This is a genomic window from Pseudomonas sp. GW822-FHT07A10 (assembly GCF_058798795.1).
Genome location: NZ_JBXAKV010000001.1, coordinates 122,118 through 142,332, shown reverse-complemented (window position 1 = coordinate 142,332; position 20,215 = coordinate 122,118). Strand labels below are relative to the sequence as shown.

The window sequence follows — 20,215 nt, the reverse complement described above, 5'->3', positions numbered from 1 at the left end:
AATGACTGATACACCATTGACCACCGCAGAATTTGAAGCAGCCTTGCGCGCCAAGGGCGCCTTCTACCACATCCATCACCCCTATCACGTGGCGATGTATGAAGGCCGTGCCACTCGCGAGCAGATCCAGGGCTGGGTCGCGAACCGTTTCTACTATCAAGTGAACATCCCGCTCAAGGACGCCGCGATCCTGGCCAACTGCCCGGACCGGGAGATCCGCCGCGAGTGGATCCAGCGCCTGCTCGACCATGACGGCGCTCCCGGCGAAGACGGCGGTATCGAAGCCTGGCTGCGGCTGGGCCAGGCGGTGGGCCTGGACCCCGATCAACTGCGCTCCCAGGAGCTGGTGCTGCCCGGTGTGCGTTTCGCCGTGGATGCCTATGTCAACTTCGCCCGCCGGGCCAGTTGGCAGGAAGCCGCCAGCAGCTCGCTGACCGAACTGTTCGCCCCGCAGATCCACCAGTCGCGCCTGGACAGTTGGCCGCAGCACTACCCGTGGATCGACCCGACCGGCTATGAGTACTTCCGCACCCGCCTCGGTCAGGCTCGGCGTGATGTGGAACATGGCCTGGCGATCACCTTGCAGCACTACACCACCCGCGCAGGGCAGGAACGCATGCTGGAGATTCTCCAGTTCAAACTGGACATCCTCTGGAGCATGCTCGACGCCATGAGCATGGCCTATGAATTGAACCGCCCCCCCTACCACAGGGTGACCGGGCAACGGGTGTGGCACAAAGGGATCACCTTATGAGTTTCGACCGCAGCAAAACCCCACGCTGGCGCCCCGGCTATCGCTTCCAGTACGAACCGGCCCAGAAAGGCCACGTGCTGCTCTATCCTGAAGGCATGATCAAGCTGAATGACAGCGCTGCGCTGATCGGTGGCCTGATCGATGGTGAACGGGATGTCGCGGCCATCATCGACGAGTTGGCGAAGCAGTTTCCCGGCGTGCCGGAACTCGGTGACGACATCGAGCAATTCATGGAGGTCGCTCGTGCACAGCACTGGATCGAACTTGCCTGAGCCCTCTGGCCTGCCGCCCAAGCCTGAAGTCGGCCTGCCGCTGTGGCTGCTGGCGGAGCTGACCTATCGCTGCCCACTGCAATGCCCGTACTGCTCCAACCCGCTGGACTTCGCCGAGCAGGGCCAGGAGTTGAGCTCCGAGCAGTGGTTCAAGGTCTTTCGCGAAGCCCGCGAGATGGGCGCCGCGCAGTTGGGTTTTTCCGGCGGCGAGCCGCTGGTGCGCCAGGACCTGGCCGAGTTGATCGGCGAGGCGCGCAAGCTGGGTTTCTATACCAACCTGATCACCTCCGGCATCGGCTTGACCGAGCAGAAAATCAGCGACTTCAAGAAGGCCGGCCTCGACCATATCCAGATCAGTTTCCAGGCCAGCGATGAGCAGGTGAACAACCTCCTGGCCGGTTCGAAGAAAGCCTTCGCGCAAAAACTGGAAATGGCCCGGGCGGTAAAGGCCCACGGTTATCCGATGGTGCTGAACTTCGTGACCCATCGGCACAACATCGACAAGATCGATCGCATCATCGAGCTGTGCATCGCCCTGGAAGCCGACTTCGTCGAGCTCGCCACGTGCCAGTTCTACGGCTGGGCGCAGCTCAACCGCGTCGGCCTGCTGCCCACCCGGGAGCAACTGGTACGCGCCGAGCGTGTCACCAACGAATACCGCGCCAAGCTGGAAGCGCAAGGCAATCCGTGCAAGTTGATCTTTGTCACGCCGGACTACTACGAAGAACGCCCCAAGGGCTGCATGAACGGCTGGGGCAGCATTTTCCTCACCGTCACGCCGGACGGCACGGCATTGCCCTGTCACGGTGCCCGCCAGCTGCCGGTGCAGTTTCCCAATGTGCGCGACCACAGCATGCAGCACATCTGGTACGACTCGTTCGGCTTCAACCGCTTCCGCGGTTATGACTGGATGCCCGAACCGTGCCGCTCCTGCGATGAAAAAGAAAAAGACTTCGGCGGCTGCCGCTGCCAGGCGTTCATGCTCACGGGCGACGCCAGCAACGCCGACCCGGTGTGCAGCAAGTCCGAACATCACGGGGTGATTCTCAAGGCGCGTGAAGACGCCGAGCACGCTACGCAAACCATCGAACAATTGGCCTTTCGCAATGACCGAAACTCGCGCCTCATCGTTAAGGGCTGATCGTCTCAGCGACAGAAATGACTGACTGATCGACGATCGATTCGAACGGTAACGTCCGACGCGCAGAAAATACCACGTGCGACACCTGAGGGATTCAAGTTCTCGGCGTCGCTGATGGCACATCATTGGTGAATAAAGCTCAGCACTGCATCAATAGCTCACAGGCTAATCAATTAAAAAATAGCCTGTAGAATATCCCCATACCGACAACAAAATCATTCCAGATATCGAGTAGGCATCTTAGTCCTTGCCGTCCTCGATCATCTTGCGTCATCTGCAGAAACAATAACGGGCCCACGTTCCCAAGCCAATGCGTTATTAGGCTGAAACAGCTTATTTAAAACCTTACCTATTTAACGGTTCAGAACAAGCTTATAGCTATTCTCGGACCCCCAAAGAATTCAGGACATTTATGAACCTTGCAAAACTAACAGCTTCCATCATTTTAATCACCGGCCTGGCTGGCTGTGCGACTGAACTTCCGACGCTTAAGGATGGCGAATCCATTGTCAACCTTCACGAGCAGATCGGTGATGAAATGCTGGCCAGACGCCTGGATACACAACGCGCAGAGAACCTGACTTATTTCAAAGTATCGCCAGGGGCGCATACGATGGAACTTGGGGTGGTTACCAAGGGCTACCAGGAAAGCCAACACCGCTGTGTTGCCACCCTGTCCTATGACAATTTTTTACCGAATGAACGTTACACCCTGATGGAAAGTAGTGCGGGAAAAGAGGTAAAAATTGAACTTATGGACAGTAAAGGTAATACCTTGGCTAAAACTGACAAGATGCCCTGCTTGTAATTAACCGCCGTGTAAATGACAGCGCGGCGTCACCACTCAGCACGTAATATCATGATAGTGTCATTCACTGCTAATACAAAAACGCCCGGCCTATCGCCGGGCGTTTTTGTATAGTCGTCGTTCTCAGAGTTTTTGCACGCCCCGCTCGTCCCATCCGCCACCCAGTGCACGATACAAGTTCACTTCAGCCTGCAACTGCGCAAGGCGATCGTTGATCAGCCTTTGTTGGTTGCTAAACAGCGAGCGCTGCGCGTCCAAAAAGGTCAGGTTGCTGTCCACGCCGATTCGATAACGACGCTCGGCAAGCCGATAGTAATCCTGGCTGGCGTTGACGAGGTCATTCTGTGCCTGCAACTGGTCGACGTAAGTTTTACGTGCAGTCAACCCATCGGAGACCTCCTGGAAAGCGGCCTGGATAGCTTTCTCGTAGTTGGCCACACCAATGTCTTTCTGAATCTCCGAGTAATTCAGGCTAGCGCGTAACGCGCCTGCGTTGAAAATCGGCAAGCTGATGGTAGGGGTAAACGCCCAACTGCCTGAGCCGCTCTTGAACAACCCATCCAGATTCGCGCTCGAGGTGCCGGCATTTGCCGTAAGGCTGATGCTAGGAAAAAAAGCCGCCCGCGCCGCGCCGATGTTAGCGTTAGCGGCCAAGAGCGTATGCTCGGCGGCGAGGATATCGGGGCGACGGGTGAGTAAATCACTGGGCAGACCAGCCGGTACGTTGGCCAGCAGGTCGCCATCCAAGGACTGTGGCTCCGGCAAATCGGCGGGCAGTCCTGTACCGAGAAGAAGCACCAAAGCATTCTCGTCTTCGGCTACTCGGCGCTGGTAGTTTGCCAGGCTCGCCCGCGCACCTTGCACCGAGGTACGCGCCTGTGCGAGATCAAGCGCCGAAGCCACACCCACCTGATTACTGCGGGTGGTCAGACGTAAGCTCTCCTCGTAGGCGTCCAGCGTGTTCTCGGTGAGCTTGAGCAATTCACGGTCGGCTTGCCAGGTGAGATAGGCATTGGCCACGCTCGAAACGATGCTGATCTGGGTCGAGCGTCGGGCCTGGGCGGTAGACAGATAAGTTTCCAGTGCCTGCTGGCTTAGACTGGCGATGCGACCAAACAGATCCAACTCGTACGAACTGATTCCCAGGTTGACGTCATATTGGCTGGAAATACTGGCCTGACCGGACTGCGCCTGAGCGCTCGGCAGTCGCTGCCGTGTTCCGCTGGCGTTGGCGCCAATCGCCGGAAACAGGTCAGCTCTCTGGATTCGGTACTGCGCCCGGAAAGCCTCAACGTTCAGTGCCGCGACCTTCAGGTCACGATTATTGACCAAGGCGGTCTGGATCAATCGCTGCAATGCCGGATCGTGGAAAAACTCGCGCCACCCCTGCTCCACAGCGGCCTGGTCGGCAGCGTTGGTTGCCTGATAGGCAGGACCCTGCGGATATTGCGCCGCAACTGGAGCCTGCGGTCGCTGATACTCAGGGATCAGTGAGCAACCACTCAGAACAGCGGCGCTGATCGCGAGACCGATTAAAGAGCGAGTCATTGGCCTGCCTCCTCACGCATAGCAGTTTCGTCCTGCTTCTTGCGGCTGCCTTTAAACAAGGTTGAAACGGAAACGAAGAACAGGGGAACCCAAAAAATCGCCAGAACGGTGGCCGTTATCATGCCGCCGATCACCCCCGTGCCGATGGCGTGTTGACTGCCAGAGCCGGCTCCGCTGGAAATGGTCAGAGGTAGCACGCCGAGAATGAATGCCAAGGACGTCATCACGATCGGACGCAGACGCATACGACAAGCCTCGACCGTCGCTTCCAGCAACGGTGTACCTTTTTCATTCAATTCCTTGGCAAACTCGACGATCAGGATCGCATTCTTCGCCGCCAACCCCACCGTCACCAACAGACCCACTTGGAAGAACACGTCGTTGGACAGCCCCCGCAATGCCGTGGCCATTAGCGCGCCGATTACCCCAAGAGGCACGACCAAGATGACCGCAATCGGAATCGACCAGCTTTCATAGAGTGCCGCCAGACATAGAAACACGACGAGAATCGACAGCGCATACAGAGCAGGCGCTTGTGACCCTGAAAGACGCTCTTCATAGGACAACCCGGTAAAAGAGATGCCTACGCCGGGCGGCAGTTGCGCTGCAATTCGCTCGACTTCCGCCATCGCCTGGCCAGAGCTGTAACCCGGGGCGGGAGTCCCAAGAATTTGCTCGGCAGGGACGCCGTTGTAGCGTGACAGTTTTGGTGAGCCGAAGATCCACTCGGCACTCGCAAATGCCGAGAACGGGACCATCTGACCTTGGTTATTACGCACGAACCATTTACTCAGATCCTCTGCGGTGCTGCGCGAGTCAGGTTGACCCTGTACGTAAACCCGTTTAACTCGACCGCGGTCAACGAAATCGTTCACATAACTACTGCCGTATGCCACTGACAGCGTGGTGTTGATATCGGCCAGAGAAATGCCCATCGCCCGCGCGCGCTCGTCGTCGATGGTCAGGTGGTACTGTGGCTCGTCGGCCAAGCCGTTTGGGCGAACGCCAGCGAGGACCGGGCTCTGGGCAGCCAGCTCAAGAAACTTGCCGCGTGCCTCCATGAGTTTTTGATGGCCCACGCTATCTTGGTCCTGCAGGTAGAAATCGAAGCCGGTGGCGTTACCCAACTCCAGTACCGATGGCGGAACCACCGCATATACCAGGGCGTCGCGGTACTTCAGGAACTCTTGCTGGGCACGCTGGGCAATTTTGAACACAGTATTGTCACTGTCTCGTTCATCCCATGGCTTCAGGTTGACGAACGCAATCCCTGAATTCTGCCCGCGGCCCGCAAAGTTGAAGCCGTTAACGGTGAAAACTGTAGCAACGGCTTTACCTTCTCCGTGCTCTTTGTCCAGCAAGTACTGACTCATGCGATCAAGCACTTTTTGCGTGGTCTCAGCCGAGCTGTTGGCCGGCGTCTGCACTTGCGTAAAAATCAAACCCTGGTCTTCATCAGGCAAGAACGAGGTCGGTATCCGGGCGAACATCCAAATCGTGCCGGCGACGATTACCAGGTAAACCATAAAGCCCGGCACCCTATGCCGAATGATCTGGCCTACGCCCTGCTCATATCCGTTGACGCAGGCATCGAACCGTCTGTTGAACCATCCAAAGAAACCGCGCTTGGGCTGACCGTGTTTTGTCGGATCGATTGGCTTGAGCAGCGTCGCGCAAAGCGCCGGGGTGAATACCAAAGCAACAAATACCGAAAGCGCCATGGCCGATACGATAGTGATCGAGAACTGCCGGTAGATCACGCCAGTGGAGCCACCAAAGAAAGCCATGGGCAACAGCACCGCCGAGAGCACCAAGGCAATACCCACCAGCGCTCCCTGGATCTGCCCCATCGATTTACGCGTGGCCTCCCTGGGTGACAGGTGTTCCTCCGCCATCACCCGTTCGACGTTTTCAACCACCACAATCGCATCGTCGACGAGTAATCCGATCGCCAGGATCATCCCGAACATGGTCAAGGTATTGATAGAGAAGCCGGCCGCTGCGAGGACGCCGAACGTACCCAACAACACAACGGGCACTGTCAAAGTCGTAATGATGGTGGCACGCATATTTTGCAAAAACAGCAGCATGACCAGAAAGACCAAAACCACCGCCTCGCCCAGCGTATGCATCACACCGCTGATGGATTCGGTGACCACCGGCGTCGTGTCATACGGGTACACCGCTTCAATCCCGGCCGGGAAGAATGGTTTCAGTCGGTCGACCGTGGCGCGAATCGCCTTGGCGGTATCAAGGGCGTTGGCGCCTGTGGCCAAGCGGATGGCGATACCCGAGGCAGGCTTGCCATTGGCTTGGGCGTTGATGCTGTAGTTTTCACCGCCCAAACTGATATCGGCCACATCACTCAGGCGCACCTGGGAGCCGTCGCTATTGACCTTAAGCAAAATGTCACCAAATTGCTCGGAGGTCTGCAGTCGAGTCTTGCCAATGATAGTTGCGGTAAACACCGTACCTTTGCGCGCCGGAAGACCACCAATCGTGCCCGAAGCCACCTGCACGTTCTGCGCCTCAATCGCCTCGGTCACGTCGACTGGCGTCAACTGGAACTGGTTCAGTTTGGCCGGGTCCAGCCAGACTCGCATGGCGTATTGCGTACCCCAGATCTGAAAATCACCAACACCTGAAGTCCTCGAAATCGGGTCCTGGATGTTTGAGACGATGTAGTTGGATAGATCCTCCTTGGTGTGTTTTCCATCGGTGGAAACCAGGCCAATGAACATCATGAAATTCTGTTGGAATTTTGTGACGCGAAGCCCTTGCTGCTGCACTTCACGCGGCAACAGCGGCGTGGCCAGGTTCAGCTTGTTCTGCACCTGAACCTGGGCAATATCCGGGTTGGTGCCCTGGTTGAAGGTCACGATGATTCGCATGCTGCCATCGGCATTACTCTCCGAAGAGATGTAGCGCAGATTGTCGATGCCGTTCATCTGCTGCTCGATCACTTGCACGACCGTATCTTGCACTGTCTGCGCGGAAGCACCGGGGTAAGAAACCTGAATCGCGACAGCGGGTGGTGCAATGTCAGGGTATTGATTGATCGGCAAATTGAGGATCGACAATGCCCCAACGAGCATGATGATCAGTGCAAGCACCCACGCGAAGATCGGTCTATCAATAAAATACTTCGACATGGTCTACTCCGCCTTAGCGCTGGTGTTTAGCGCCACAGGGGCTCTGTTCGCCTCATCTGTCATCGCTTCCTGAGCGACCACGGAGCTCCCCGGCTTAATGAACTGAAGCCCTTCGACGATGATTTTGTCTCCGGCGCTCAAGCCGCTTTCCACCAGCACATTCGCACCGACGGTGCGGCCAACCTTGAGCTGGCGTTGCTCGACTTTGTTATCGGCGGTAACGACCATGGCGGTCGGGGTGCCCTTGAGATCCCGGGTCACACCAATCTGTGGAGCAAGAATGGCCTGCTCGGCGACCCCCTCCTGCAACCGCGCATGCACAAAAATCCCGGGCAGCAGCAAGTGATCGGGGTTGGGGAACACGGCGCGCAGGGTGACCGAGCCGGTTGCTTCGTCGACCGAGACTTCTGAAAACTCCAGCGAACCCTGCAGCGGGTACTGGCTACCGTCCTGAAGTGTCAGGCTAACTTTCGCAGCCTTATCAGCAGTTTTCTGCAACTGCCCGCTTTCAAGAGCCCGACGCAGTTTGAGCACCTCGCCATAAGGCTGAGTGACATCGACATAAATGGGGTCGAGTTGCTGGATAATCGCAAGGGCGGCTGCTTGGCCATTAGAAACTAGCGCACCTTCGGTCACAGCCGAACGTCCAATTCGCCCGCTGATAGGCGCGAACATTTTGGTATATCTCAGATTGATCTGGGCGCCCTTGACTTGTGCCTCTGCCTGCATCTGCTGAGATCGAGCAGTGTCATACTCCTGCTTGCTCACCGCCTGCTCATCGATCAGTTGCCGATACCGGGTGGTCAGCGAGCGAGATTGCTCCAAACTGGCCTGCGCACTGGCGAGCGTCACCTCGTAAGTTGATGGATCGATCTGATAAAGCTGCTGACCAGCCTTGATATCTGCGCCTTCCTTGAACAAGCGTTTCAGGACGATGCCATCCACCTGCGGCCGAACCTCGGCAAGGCGATAAGCACTGGTACGCCCAGGCAGATCGTTGAACAAGGTCACAGCCTGGGTTTTCAGGGTCACCACACTGACTTGGGGGGCTTGCACCGGCGCAGTAGCAGCCTGCTCGTTGTTGCATCCACTGAGCATCGTGGCAAAAGCAATGGCGGTTACCAAAGCAGGATAGATAGGCTTGAATGGCATAAAGTCCTCGAACACAGCGCTGAAAAATGCGCGCATGAGTTTGCAAACTGCCGCAGCACAGGCTGAAACAGCTGCTGGTGGCAATGGGAGAAAGAGTTCGGCAAGTACGCGCAAGAAGCGCGGTGCGAAGATCAAGCTTATTGACCGGGTTAATAAACCCGATGAGCCAATGCGCTGCGCATTGGATTGTTATGTAGGCATGCTAACAATCGAGGGGCCTGAGGATTAGCCCGACTTTACTGAAATCACCAATGAGTGATATTCAGCAATAAAATGGTTTCAGAATTTTGCAGATTACTCACAACGCTCTATATCCAGCGATTAACGAAGGACAGCATTTCGATTAGTGAGTTTTGATCAGCTTTGGCCTCTAATGCGTGCAGCGCATCGGCGAGGCTCATATCCTGCAGGAGCTTCCAACTCAAGTCTTCTACGACTCTGCCATGGATAATTCACGGGAACATCTGGGTTCAAGCTGACAAGTTTCGTGGATCGTTGACGTCCGCAACTTCAGACTTCCACCCGCTCGCCCATTCAGGACGGCCTGCATCTCCCCAAGCACCGCCATCGCCACACTTTCCGGGGTGTCCCCACCCAAATCCAAACCCATTGGATAGTGCAATCGGTCCAACGCAGGCAGGCTGTTTGTCTGTCGCGTTATTTCATCAAGCAGACGCTCGGTCCGATCACGCGGCCCGAGCTGACCGATGTAACGGGGATTACCTTGTAACGCGCCTTTCAACCAATGCGCATCCTGGCTCAGGCTATGGGACATTACCGCCACACACGCCCCCTCCACGAACTTTCGAAATTCGAAAGGCCCGCCTATATCGGCGCTCAACACCCGATCCGCTTCGGGAAAACGTTCCGGACGGGCGAAATGTGGGCGACTATCAACAACGGTGACATGCCACCCCAGGATTTTTGCGATCCGTACCAACGGCTGCGCATCATGGCCCGCCCCAAAGATCATCAGACGCGGTGGTGGCGCGACGTATTCCAGAAAAACCTCTACCTCCGCATAGCCTTCGGTATAGCGTTGCCGCGTAGATTTTTGCTGGTCCAATGTGAGACGCAGATCAGCGGTAATTCGCTCGTTCAGTGCAGGATGGTAGAGCCCTCCGAGGGGCGCCGCGCCAGATTCCAGGAACACACGGTCTCCAACATCTGCACGGCTATTGCGTGAGCCCGCTATTACCGTTGCGATTGCTACGGGTCTCTGGTTGCTTCTTACTTTGCGTAAAGCATCAAGCACAGCGCATTGCTTTGTAGCTGGTACTCGCTCAAACAACACATACACCTTGCCGTTGCAGCCCAGCCCAAAACCAAGGGACTCTTCACCGCCCTCTTCGTCTGTGGCCTCGGTCGTGCTGTAGCTACGAATCACCGGGCCCGACTCACTCAGCCACCAGGCCTTTCGCACCACATCAGCCTCCAGACAGCCACCACTGATAGTGCCCTCCGGACGTCCATATTGTGAAACGAGCATGCGCGCCCCCGGACGGCGATACGCCGACCCCTCGACCTTCACAACGGTGGCGAGTACAGACTCTCGACCCTCGTTCTGTTCGGCGTGGATGGCATCGAGCAATGCGTTCAAACTGGACATATCAGATCTCTCTCCCAAAGCGAATCCGGCGAAGTCGCTGTCGATCGCCAACTATCCAAGCGGGCGCAACTCTCTGATCAAGTCGATCAGCAAACGTAGCGTGATCGGCACCTGCCGGTAGCTTGAGTAATAGATATGGAAGCCTGGACCGACACTGACCCAATCCTCCAAAACCACTTGTAAAGTTCCTTCCGCTACAAGCGGCGCGACAATGGGTTCAGCACAATAAGTCAGCCCAGCGCCCTGGGTGACCATGGCGAGCATCATCCGCGTCTCATCCAGCACGACATTACCGGACACTGGGATCTCTAATTTTTCACCCTCTTTCTCAAACTCCCAGTTGTACATCCGGCCGTTGCCTAGCCGAAACCTTAAACAACTGTGCTGTTTCAAATCCTCGGGGTGCAGCGGCATGCCACATCGGTCGAGGTAATCGGGGGTTCCTACCACGACCCATCGAACAGGGGGGGAAAGACTTTGGGCAATCATGCCTTCAGGTACGGTAGCGCCATACCTGATCCCAGCGTCGAAGCCTCCTTCAACAATGTCCACCATACTGTTGGTGGTTGAGACTTCCACTTCGATATCGGGATAACGATGAGCAAATGTCGATAAAACGGGTGCCAACAAAAGGAGCGCCGCGTCACTGAAAACATTCAGCCGTATACGACCAGTGGGCTCATCACGGAACTTATTCAACAACTCAATGGCCTGGTCGATTTTGTCGACAGGTTCGCTTATCAATGCCAGCAGCTCCTCACCGGCTGCCGTCAGGGTGACGCTGCGGGTCGTGCGATTGAGCAAACGAACCCCCAATCTCGCCTCCAGCCCCTTGATCGCATGACTCAGCGCAGATGCACTTATCCCTACTTCAACACCCGCACGACTGAAGCTGGAATGGCGGGCGACAGCTAAAAAGTAGATAAAATCGCCAAAGTTGGCACGAGTCAGCTGCATGAGTTCTCTGCCATTGGTGTGAAACGTATGAACGAAAGGGCCTCTCCCGCCCCCTGCGCCACAGACAGTTTTTGCCGGCGTGGTTCTGACTGTTTTGGGGTATCACTCATCGACCAAGGTGATCGTTACTTCAAGGGACCCAGGACGCGCGAGTATTCCCAGGCCGGAATCAATCCTGCCGAGTTTGATAAGGTCGCTCGAATACTTGAACCCTTTATGAAAAATGGCGAGATTTCCCCAAGGCGCATAGAAGGCAATGTCACCCGCCGAAGGCGTGAACCCAGCTGGCGCGCCCTGTGTCGATAATGGCTCGGGCAGTACGCTGATCTTCTCGGTCGAGGCGTAGTCGTCCAGTGTCAGTTTCATCGGCAGCTGTTTAACGAAATCTATGGAGGAATCGTTGTTGTCGAGCGTTGCCGTAACCGGACCGCCTGAAACATCGATGCGTATTTTCATAGTTGCTCCACTTTGCTCCGATGGGCTGCGGGGCACGCCCTACCCCCGACCCGAATTGATCTGACAGCCAAATTGCTTTCCCGCCAGAAGGTATCAGCTGACAGAAAAACTGAAATACCTCGCAGCGATTGAAGTCATGAATGAGATTTATCAATCGTCCTTACACACGCAGTGCATTCATAACCAGCGTGAAGGCCCGCGACGGCTGCCTGCGACTTGGGTAATACAAATGGTACCCCGGGAAGGGAGCACACCAATCTTCCAGCACACGAACCAGGCGGCCATTTTCCAGATGCGGTGCGAATTCTTCTTCAGGAAGATAGGCGATGCCCAGGCCGGCCAAGGCTGCATCCACCATGCTGGGAGAGGTGTTGAAAACGAGCTGGCCATCCACTCGTACGTTTAACGGTTGGCCACGACGCTCAAACTCCCAAACGTATAGCCCCCCTGCTGTTTGCATACGCTGATTGATACAACTGTGCTTTAGCAGGTCCCGTGGATTTTTGGGCGTTGGATGCCTTTCGAAATACATCGGGGAGGCCGCAGCGGCCATGCGCAGTTGAGGACCGATGGGTACCGCAACCATATCCTTGTCGATGGTATCGCCCATACGCACGCCTGCATCGAAACGGTCGGCGACGATGTCTCGAAAACCATAATTGATATCGAACTCTATCTTGATATCCGGATAATCGAGCAAAAGCGGCGTGAGCTTGGGAAGCAAATGTGCTCGAAGAATGTGCTCACCACAGGTGATGCGCACGGTGCCGGCGGGTTTATCGCGCATCTCGGTCAGTTCGTCGAGTTCTGACTCGATTTCGTCAAAGCGATGACCAATGGCTTTTAGTAAACGCTCGCCCGCTGCCGTAGGCGATACGCTACGGGTGGTTCGTGTAAGCAAGCGAATCTCCAGCCTGGCCTCTAACCCGCTCATTGCCTGGCTGAGGGCAGATTGAGTCACGCCCAGTACGGAAGCTGCCCGCGTGAAGCTGCCTTCACGGGCAATCGTTACGAACGATAAGAGATCATTGAGGTTACGTCTGACCATCGCCCAAGTCTCTCATAAATCATTAATTAGCAGGCCTTATAGCCCCTTTAAGGACTGATTAGCTAGTGGCGTCGAAGGGGGCCGGTTACATTAACAACCTCTTTTTAACCAACCCTTCGTTGTATTCAGCGCGAGCGATCGCCATGGCGCTTGGGACGAGAGGCGCGAAGTGACCCGAGGGGACGTGCATGGATCGTAGAGACTTTCTCATCAGAGGCGCCGGACTGGGTTCGGCGTTGATCGCAGGCTCACTTCTGGAAGCAACGGCATCCTGGGCAGAGGCCCCAACCAATTCCCGAAGGGAGGCTCCCGCGTCCAACGCACAACGGGACAACAATGCAAGCGGCAAAGCCCGCGTATTCATTACCGGCTCGGCCGATGGACTGGGCCATGCCACCGCCAAAACCCTGCTTGCCCAAGGCCACGAGGTTGTCGTGCATGTGCGCTCCCCTGCCCGGTTGTCTGCCGTGCAAGAACTGGTGGACCAGGGCGCCATCGCGACAGTCGGCGACTTGGGCGATCTTGAACAGGTTCGCGACCTTGCCCGTCAGGTCAATGCCATCGGCGCGATGGATGCCATTGTTCACAACGCTGGCATCCTCAGCGGGGCGCAACTGCTAGTCGTCAACGTCGTCGCCCCCTATATGCTCACGGCCCTGATTCAGCGCCCCAAGCGTCTGATCTACCTGAGCAGCAGCATGCATAGGGGCGGACGAGCCAGCCTGACGGGATTGGACTGGTCGGGCAGCACCCCCACAGGCAGCTATTCGGACAGCAAACTCTTTGTAACCGCACTCGCAGCAGCCGTTGCGCGGTTGTACCCCGACGTCCTCAGTAATGCGGTCGATCCGGGCTGGGTCCCAACGAAGATGGGAGGTCCCAACGCACCTGACGACCTGCGCCTGGGACACCTGACCCAGGAATGGCTTGCCACCAGCAATGACCCTGAGGCACTCACCAGCGGCGGCTATTGGCACCATCAGCGACGCGAACAGCCGCATTCCGCGGTCCAAGACTCCCGATTCCAAGACTTGCTGCTGGCTGAACTCACGCGCGCCAGCGGCACGAACCTGTCGTGACCACCTCCACGGTAACTACTGCATGAAATTATTCTGGGGTCGTCTTCTCATGGCCGTTGTCGGTATCGCTCTGCTAGGCATCGTTGGCGCCTTCGCCTATTTACAGCAGCCGGTCTTCGGCGACCTGCCCAGCGGCGAGCGGCTGACGCGCATCGAACATTCGCCCAATCATGCCGACGGAGTGTTCCGCAACCAGATCGACACGCCCATGAAGACCACGGACCAATCCGAGATATCGATGTGGATGCAGACCCTTTTCGGGCAAGAGGGACAGCCTCGACCGCCAAGCCCGATTCCCGCCGTCAAGACCGACCTCAAAGCACTCGACCCTACACAGGATATAGTCGTTTGGCTGGGCCATTCCTCCTACTTCGTGCAACTGGGCGGACAACGCATCCTGATCGATCCGGTGTTCAGCACTTACGCCGCGCCGATCCCCGGAGTGAACAAGGCATTCGAGGGCACCAGCCTCTACACGGCCGATGACATACCCGAGATCGACGCTTTGTTGATCAGCCACGATCATTACGATCACTTGGACTATCCAACCGTTCAGGCGCTTCAGACCAAAGTCAGAAAGGTTATCGTGGGGTTGGGTGTAGGCGCGCATTTCGAGCGCTGGGGCTACGACATTGGAGTCGTACGCGAAGCCGACTGGAACGAAGTCATCGCGCTGACACCGAACGTCAGAGTCCACGTCACCACAGCTCGACACTACTCTGGACGCACCTTTACCCGCGATCAGTCGCTGTGGGTCGGCTTTGCACTTGTGTCTCCTGAGCAGCGGTTGTTTTTCAGTGGCGACTCGGGTTATGGCCCGCACTTTGCCGAGATCGGCCAGCGGCTGGGTCCGTTCGACTATGTCGCCATTGATGCAGGTCAGTACGATCCGCGCTGGGCGAATGTCCACATGAATCCGGAACAGGCCGCGCAGGCAGCCAAGGACCTGCACGCCCGAGTGCTGATGCAGACGCATGTGGGCCGCTTCTCCATCGCCCCTCACGATTGGGATGATCCGTTCAAGCGCATGCAAGTCGCCAGTCAGGGGCAAACCTTCGCGCTGTGGACGCCCGAAATCGGCCGCACGGTCTACCTTGACGGCCGTGCGCAGTCGTTCACGGCATGGTGGGAAGACGACGCAGCGAAGACTCCGCCTCAGGTCGCAACTGGAGCCAGGAAGGAGTAAGTCGTGCAGTCTCCCGTCTCGCTGTTGTGGCTACGTCAGGCAAACGTGCGCCCCGAAGAAGCACCCGCAGTCCTGTGGTCGATGCTCTACGTCATCGCGCTATTTCTGGCGTATTACCTGTTGCGACCGATCCGCGACGAGCTCGGTGTGGCCGGCGGGGTCCAGAACTTGCCCTGGTTATTCACTGGTACGTTGTTGGCGATGCTGGTAGCCAGCCCGTTGTTCGCGCTGGCCGTGCGCAAACTGCCACGTAAGCAGTTCATCGTCGTGGCCTATCGTTTCTTCGCTGCCAACCTGATGTTGTTTGCACTGCTGCTGCATCTCACCGATCCACAGTGGCAGGTGTGGCTGGGACGTGCCTTTTTCATCTGGGTCTCGGTGTTCAACCTGTTCGTCGTCTCGGTGTTCTGGTCGTTCATGGTGGATATCTTCGACAGCGAGCAGGGCAAACGGCTGTTCGGGCTACTCGCGGCAGGAGCAACGATTGGCGGCCTCTTGGGCTCGGCTATCACTTCCAGCCTGATCCAACAGTTGGACCGCTCCTGGCTGATGGTGATTGCCATCCTGTTTCTGGAAGTGGCGGTACTTGCATCACGCCGTTTATCTCGCCTTGCTCCGATGCTCAGCCACACCACGCCCAAGGAAAACCCTGACCGACCCTTGGGTGGCGGCATCTTTACCGGCATGGTCCACACGCTGCGCTCGCCCTACTTGGTCGGGTTGGCACTATTCATTCTGCTGTACTCGGTTACATCGACTTTCTTGTATTTTCAGCAGGCCAGCATCGCCGAGACCTCGTTCCCTGATCGTGCGGCCCGCACGGCGTTCTTTGCCAATATCGACTTGATCGTCAATGCGATCACACTGGTATTCCAGCTGTTCATCACCGGCAGGATGATCGCCACCGCGGGCATCGTGGCAACGCTGTGTGTCCTGCCGCTGGTCAGCCTGTTCGGCTTCGCTGCCTTGGCCGCCAGCCCTAGCGTCGCAGTCATCGTGGCCGCGCAGGTCGCCCGCCGGGTAGCGAACTTCGCACTGGCCAGACCCGCCAGGGAAATCCTGTTTACCTCCAGCACACGTGAAGATCGCTACAAAGCCAAGAACTTCATCGACACGGTCGTTTATCGTGGCGGTGACCAAATCGCCAGCTGGGGATACGCAAGCCTGATGGGCCTTGGCCTGACCCTGGCGCAGATTCCCATGATCTCGGTCCCCCTCTCAGCTATCTGGCTGGGCTTGAGTGTCTGGTTGGGACGAACCCACCTGAAGCAGGAACAGCGCGATTCTACGGTCTCACCATCATTGATTGAGGACAGGACATGAAGTCTACCCGCCGCTCCATAGTGAAATCCCTTGGCGTATTGGCCGCTCTGCCTTGGCTCATCCCCGCGAGTCGCGCCTTTGCGGTCGCGCCAACCCGCATCGGCGTGATCGGTAGCGGATCGCTGGGCGGCACGGTAGGTCGGCTGTGGGTCGAGGCTGGACATGAGGTCATGTTCTCTTCCCGCCATCCAGAGCAATTGCAAGACATGGTTGAGGCGTTAGGGCCACGCGCTTCGGTCGGCCTGCCGATGGCGGCAGCGGAATTCGGCACCGTGCTTCTGTTGGCTATTCCGTTTGAAGCGCTACCCCAGGTCGGGCGAGACCTGCACAGTGCCTACCGCGGCAAGATCGTTCTGGACTCCACCAATCCTTGGGGCACAAGCAGCAGCGATGTATACCGCGAAGCGCACAACCTGGGCGTTGCTGAAACCGTCGCGAAGTACATGATCGGCGCGCGACTGGTGCGCGCATTCAGTGCCGTCGATGCCACCGTGGTGGCAATGTCTGCCTCACGAGCGGGCGGGCGCATTGGCATGCCCGTCGCAGGAGATGACGCCGAGGCCTTGCGGGTCGCCGCCGACCTGGTACGCGATGCTGGTTGCGACCCAGTCGTCGTGGGCAACCTGGCTGCCTCCGCCTCGTTCCAGCCGGGCAGGCCGGGTTTCCGCGCCCATCTGACCGCACCGGAACTGCGCCGCCTCCTCGGCCTGTAGTGCAGAGTTCTGGTGGCCGCGTAGATAAGCAAGAAACCTTGCTGCTAGCTCCCACCTCAACAATCGGCCGGTGGATCAAACTGCCAGGCTCTCATGAGTCGGGCAGCGTGATCGCGAGGAAGCTGAATCTAACCGCCGGGTGATCGGAAAATGTGCCGCTCTCCTGTCACCCGCCCCCCCTCCTGCACTCAGCTCATCCAGTTCCCGCCATCAACGTTGTACGTTTGTGCAACGATGTAATCGCTCTCCGAGCCCGCCAGGAAAATTGCCATTCCTACCAGATCCTCTGCTGTCCCCATTCTTCCATACGGAACCTCAAGGCCGACGAGCCGCTTCTTCTCACCCAGGGGTCGGTTCTCGTGTTTGGCAAAGAGCGCGTCGACACCGTCCCAGTGTTCGCCATCGACAACCCCCGGGGCAATCGCATTGACATTGATTTTGTGCTTGATGAGGTTAAGGCCAGCAGACTGTGTAAGGCTGATGACGGCCGCCTTGGTGGCGCAGTAGACGCCTACCAACGCCTCACCGCGGCGACCCGCCTGGCTGGCCATGTTGATGATCTTACCGCCATGCCCCTGACTGATCATCTGCTTCGCCGCTGCCTGAAGCGTGAACAGCGTCCCGCTGACATTGATTGCAAAAAGCTTGTCGTAGCTTTCCCGAGTGATCTCGGTGATCGGTGCAAGATCGAACAACGCCGCATTGTTCACAAGGATGTCCAGCTTTCCTGCGTGGGCAACGACCTCCGCGATCGCTGCATCAATGGACGCCTGGCGGGTAACGTCCATCTCCACCGCGTAAGCTTGCGGCCCAAGCTCGGAGGCCGTCGCTTGAGCTCTTTCCAAATTGATGTCGGCGATAGCGACCGTAGCGCCTTCACCGATATAGGCCTGGGCAAACGAGCGTCCAATACCGCGCGCGGAACCAGTGATCAAAGCGCTTTTACCTTCGAGACGTTTCATTGAATCTACCTTTGTGGTTCGTGGCGCGCTTCATCGAAAGAGCGCGCGTGATGGAAGTCAGGCCGCGCGTGATGCCGCAGGGCTTACCGAAAGACCGCTCTCATCAAATAGATGGCAATGAGCGACATCGAGGGTGAGATAACGCCGGGCGGCGTACGGCACTTCGCAATCCCCCTGGACACGTACCGTCAGGCTTTCTCCTGAATCGACATTCACGTGGCAGAAGGTATCGCTGCCCAGGCGCTCGGTGACATCCGTCGTGACCGGCACTTGGCCTTCAGCGCCCAGGGTCAAATGCTCCGGCCGTATCCCGATCGTCACGGATTGCCCAACCGACAACGCACTGCTGTCGCGTGGAATGAGCAAAGTGGTTCCAGAGGCGAATCTAACCTCCACCCCCGATGCATGCACGGCATGCACAGTCGCCTGCAAGAATCCCATTTTTGGTGTCCCAAGGAAGCCGGCAACGAACAGGTTGGCAGGGTGATGGTAGAGCTCGAGCGGCGAACCAATCTGCTCGATCCGCCCAGCGTTAAGCACAACGACCTTGGTGGCGAGCGTCATGGCTTCGACCTGGTCATGGGTCACGTAGATCATGGTCGCCTGCAGCTCCTTATGCAGTCGGGACAGCTCCAAGCGCGTCTGTACACGCAGCGCAGCATCAAGGTTCGACAGTGGCTCATCGAAAAGGAAAATTTTCGGGTTTCGGACAATCGCACGCCCAATAGCGACTCGTTGGCGCTGACCACCTGACAACTGCTTAGGCTTGCGGTCGAGCAGAGAACCAAGTTCGAGAATCCTTGCGGCCTCGGCGACCTTCCTTTCCACATCCGGCTTCTTCTCACCGGCCAGATCCAAGGCAAATGACAAATTCTTGCGTACCGTCATGTGCGGATACAGAGCATAGGTCTGGAATACCATGGCCAGGTCTCGTTTGGCAGGAGTCACCTCAGTGATGTCTCGGCCGTCGAGCTCGATCGTGCCGCTCGTGACGTCTTCCAAACCTGCAATCAGGCGCAACAGGGTCGACTTGCCACACCCCGACGGCCCTACGAACACCACAAATTCCTTGTCCTTAACCTCGAGATCGATGCCCTTGATGATGGACAGTCCCTCGAAACCTTTCTTGAGATTTTCTATTTTCAAAGTGGCCATGCGTAAAGTCCTGTATGAAATTGGAGCCTTCGCGAAATCATTGAATGCTCGACGTCGTCATTTGACGGCGCCAAAGGACAGCCCACGAACCAATTGCTTCTGACTGATCCAGCCGAAGATCAAGATAGGTGCGCAGGCCAATGTGGAAACCGCGGAAAGCTTCGCCCAGAACAGACCCTCAGGGCTCGAGTAGGAAGCGATCAGCGCGGTCAGAGGTGCGGCGCTGGAGCTCGTCAGGTTGAGCGACCAGAAGGCCTCGTTCCAGCACAGGATCATCGACAGCAGCATGGTCGACGCCAGCCCACCCTTGCTGATGGGCAGCAGCACGCGCAGCATCTCCTGCCCCAGGGTCGCGCCGTCCAGCCTGGCCGCCTCCAGAATCTCCCGGGGGATGTCTTTGAAGTACGTGTAAATCATCCATACCACGATGGGCAGGTTGATCAGGGTGTAGATCACGATCAGCGCGATCCGGGTGTCCAGCAACCCCGCCCCCTTCGCCAGAAGGTAGATAGGCATGAGCACCCCAACTGGAGGAAGCATCTTGGTCGATAGCATCCAAAGCAGCGTCTGCTTAGTGCGCTTGGTCTCATAGAACGCCATCGAGTAGGCCGCCGGCACCGCGATCAGCATGCACAACGCTGTAGCGGAGAAGGAAATCAGCACCGAGTTCCACGCGAAGTGGAAGTAGTCACTGCGCTCCTGGATGTGCAAGTAATTCTCCAGCGTAGGCATGAAGATGAACTGTGGCGGCGTAGCGAAGGCGTCGATCTCGGTCTTGAAACTGGTAAGCACCATCCAAAAGATCGGAAAGAACAACAGCAAAGCGGTGACCCAGGCCAAGGTGCCGAGCAGTACGCTTTGCAGAGACCGGGATTGTTTAAGCGTCATCATGGCGTTGTC

The 20,215-nt window shown here is 57.3% G+C and carries 18 protein-coding genes; 8 read left to right on the top strand and 10 right to left on the bottom strand.

What is annotated here, in order from left to right:
* The first annotated feature begins 1 nt into the window (after window position 1).
* From pqqC to AC1RL4_RS00595, 4 genes are all read left to right on the top strand, one after another.
* Window positions 2–754: a pyrroloquinoline-quinone synthase PqqC gene (pqqC, locus tag AC1RL4_RS00610; protein WP_304576046.1), complete on the top strand. Its 753-nt coding sequence runs from the start codon at window positions 2–4 to the stop codon at window positions 752–754.
* Entirely contained in the window at window positions 751–1,026 is a 276-nt protein-coding gene (gene pqqD / locus AC1RL4_RS00605) for a pyrroloquinoline quinone biosynthesis peptide chaperone PqqD (protein WP_018607357.1), read from the top strand. The genes pqqC and pqqD overlap by 4 nt, the downstream gene beginning before the upstream one ends.
* Window positions 998–2,167 carry a pyrroloquinoline quinone biosynthesis protein PqqE gene (gene pqqE / locus AC1RL4_RS00600; RefSeq protein WP_304576045.1) on the top strand — a complete coding sequence of 390 codons (1,170 nt, stop codon included), beginning with the start codon at window positions 998–1,000 and terminating at the stop codon, window positions 2,165–2,167. The genes pqqD and pqqE overlap by 29 nt, the downstream gene beginning before the upstream one ends.
* Before the next feature lie 412 nt (window positions 2,168–2,579).
* Complete coding sequence (locus AC1RL4_RS00595) at window positions 2,580–2,975, top strand: PA0061/PA0062 family lipoprotein (RefSeq protein WP_095058141.1); 396 nt, start codon at window positions 2,580–2,582, stop codon at window positions 2,973–2,975.
* A gap of 123 nt (window positions 2,976–3,098) precedes the next feature.
* On the opposite strand, the gene adeC is transcribed toward AC1RL4_RS00595, so the two are convergent.
* From adeC to AC1RL4_RS00560, 7 genes are all read right to left on the bottom strand, one after another.
* The gene (gene adeC, locus AC1RL4_RS00590; protein WP_095058140.1) at window positions 3,099–4,523 is read right to left on the bottom strand and encodes an AdeC/AdeK/OprM family multidrug efflux complex outer membrane factor; all 1,425 of its coding nucleotides are present in this window, start codon (window positions 4,521–4,523) and stop codon (window positions 3,099–3,101) included.
* Complete coding sequence (locus AC1RL4_RS00585; protein WP_095058139.1) at window positions 4,520–7,675, bottom strand: efflux RND transporter permease subunit; 3,156 nt, start codon at window positions 7,673–7,675, stop codon at window positions 4,520–4,522. Before AC1RL4_RS00585 ends, adeC begins: the two co-directional genes overlap by 4 nt.
* Before the next feature lie 3 nt (window positions 7,676–7,678).
* Window positions 7,679–8,827 (bottom strand): efflux RND transporter periplasmic adaptor subunit, encoded by a 1,149-nt coding sequence (locus tag AC1RL4_RS00580; protein WP_095058182.1) that lies wholly within the window; start codon window positions 8,825–8,827, stop codon window positions 7,679–7,681.
* Between the two features lie 430 nt (window positions 8,828–9,257).
* On the bottom strand, window positions 9,258–10,436 hold the full coding sequence (locus AC1RL4_RS00575) for an XdhC family protein (RefSeq protein ID WP_095058138.1): 1,179 nt from the start codon (window positions 10,434–10,436) through the stop codon (window positions 9,258–9,260).
* 51 nt (window positions 10,437–10,487) lie between these two features.
* Window positions 10,488–11,393 (bottom strand): LysR family transcriptional regulator, encoded by a 906-nt coding sequence (locus AC1RL4_RS00570; RefSeq protein WP_095058137.1) that lies wholly within the window; start codon window positions 11,391–11,393, stop codon window positions 10,488–10,490.
* A gap of 102 nt (window positions 11,394–11,495) precedes the next feature.
* Entirely contained in the window at window positions 11,496–11,849 is a 354-nt protein-coding gene (locus tag AC1RL4_RS00565; protein WP_079302510.1) for a cyclophilin-like fold protein, read from the bottom strand.
* A gap of 160 nt (window positions 11,850–12,009) precedes the next feature.
* Window positions 12,010–12,897, bottom strand: coding sequence for a LysR family transcriptional regulator (locus AC1RL4_RS00560; RefSeq protein WP_493118877.1), 888 nt, complete (start codon window positions 12,895–12,897; stop codon window positions 12,010–12,012).
* Window positions 12,898–13,085: 188 nt separating this feature from the next.
* Here AC1RL4_RS00560 and AC1RL4_RS00555 point away from each other — a divergent pair, with 188 nt between their 5' ends.
* The 4 genes from AC1RL4_RS00555 to AC1RL4_RS00540 are packed head-to-tail and all read left to right on the top strand — an operon-like array spanning window position 13,086 to window position 17,198.
* Window positions 13,086–13,976, top strand: coding sequence for an SDR family NAD(P)-dependent oxidoreductase (locus tag AC1RL4_RS00555; protein ID WP_088500320.1), 891 nt, complete (start codon window positions 13,086–13,088; stop codon window positions 13,974–13,976).
* Window positions 13,977–13,998: 22 nt separating this feature from the next.
* A complete protein-coding gene (locus tag AC1RL4_RS00550) occupies window positions 13,999–15,162 on the top strand; it encodes an MBL fold metallo-hydrolase (protein WP_304576043.1) in 1,164 nt (387 codons plus the stop codon).
* A 3-nt stretch (window positions 15,163–15,165) separates the two neighbouring features.
* Entirely contained in the window at window positions 15,166–16,485 is a 1,320-nt protein-coding gene (locus AC1RL4_RS00545; protein ID WP_304576042.1) for an NTP/NDP exchange transporter, read from the top strand.
* A complete protein-coding gene (locus AC1RL4_RS00540) occupies window positions 16,482–17,198 on the top strand; it encodes an NADPH-dependent F420 reductase (protein ID WP_176167048.1) in 717 nt (238 codons plus the stop codon). Before AC1RL4_RS00545 ends, AC1RL4_RS00540 begins: the two co-directional genes overlap by 4 nt.
* A gap of 188 nt (window positions 17,199–17,386) precedes the next feature.
* On the opposite strand, the gene AC1RL4_RS00535 is transcribed toward AC1RL4_RS00540, so the two are convergent.
* The 3 genes from AC1RL4_RS00535 to AC1RL4_RS00525 are packed head-to-tail and all read right to left on the bottom strand — an operon-like array spanning window position 17,387 to window position 20,206.
* Window positions 17,387–18,160: an L-iditol 2-dehydrogenase gene (locus AC1RL4_RS00535; protein ID WP_013692788.1), complete on the bottom strand. Its 774-nt coding sequence runs from the start codon at window positions 18,158–18,160 to the stop codon at window positions 17,387–17,389.
* Between the two features lie 57 nt (window positions 18,161–18,217).
* Window positions 18,218–19,315, bottom strand: a complete 1,098-nt coding sequence (locus AC1RL4_RS00530) for an ABC transporter ATP-binding protein (RefSeq protein WP_013692787.1) — start codon at window positions 19,313–19,315, stop codon at window positions 18,218–18,220.
* 57 nt (window positions 19,316–19,372) lie between these two features.
* Window positions 19,373–20,206, bottom strand: a complete 834-nt coding sequence (locus AC1RL4_RS00525) for a carbohydrate ABC transporter permease (RefSeq protein ID WP_013692786.1) — start codon at window positions 20,204–20,206, stop codon at window positions 19,373–19,375.
* Window positions 20,207–20,215 lie beyond the last annotated feature (9 nt).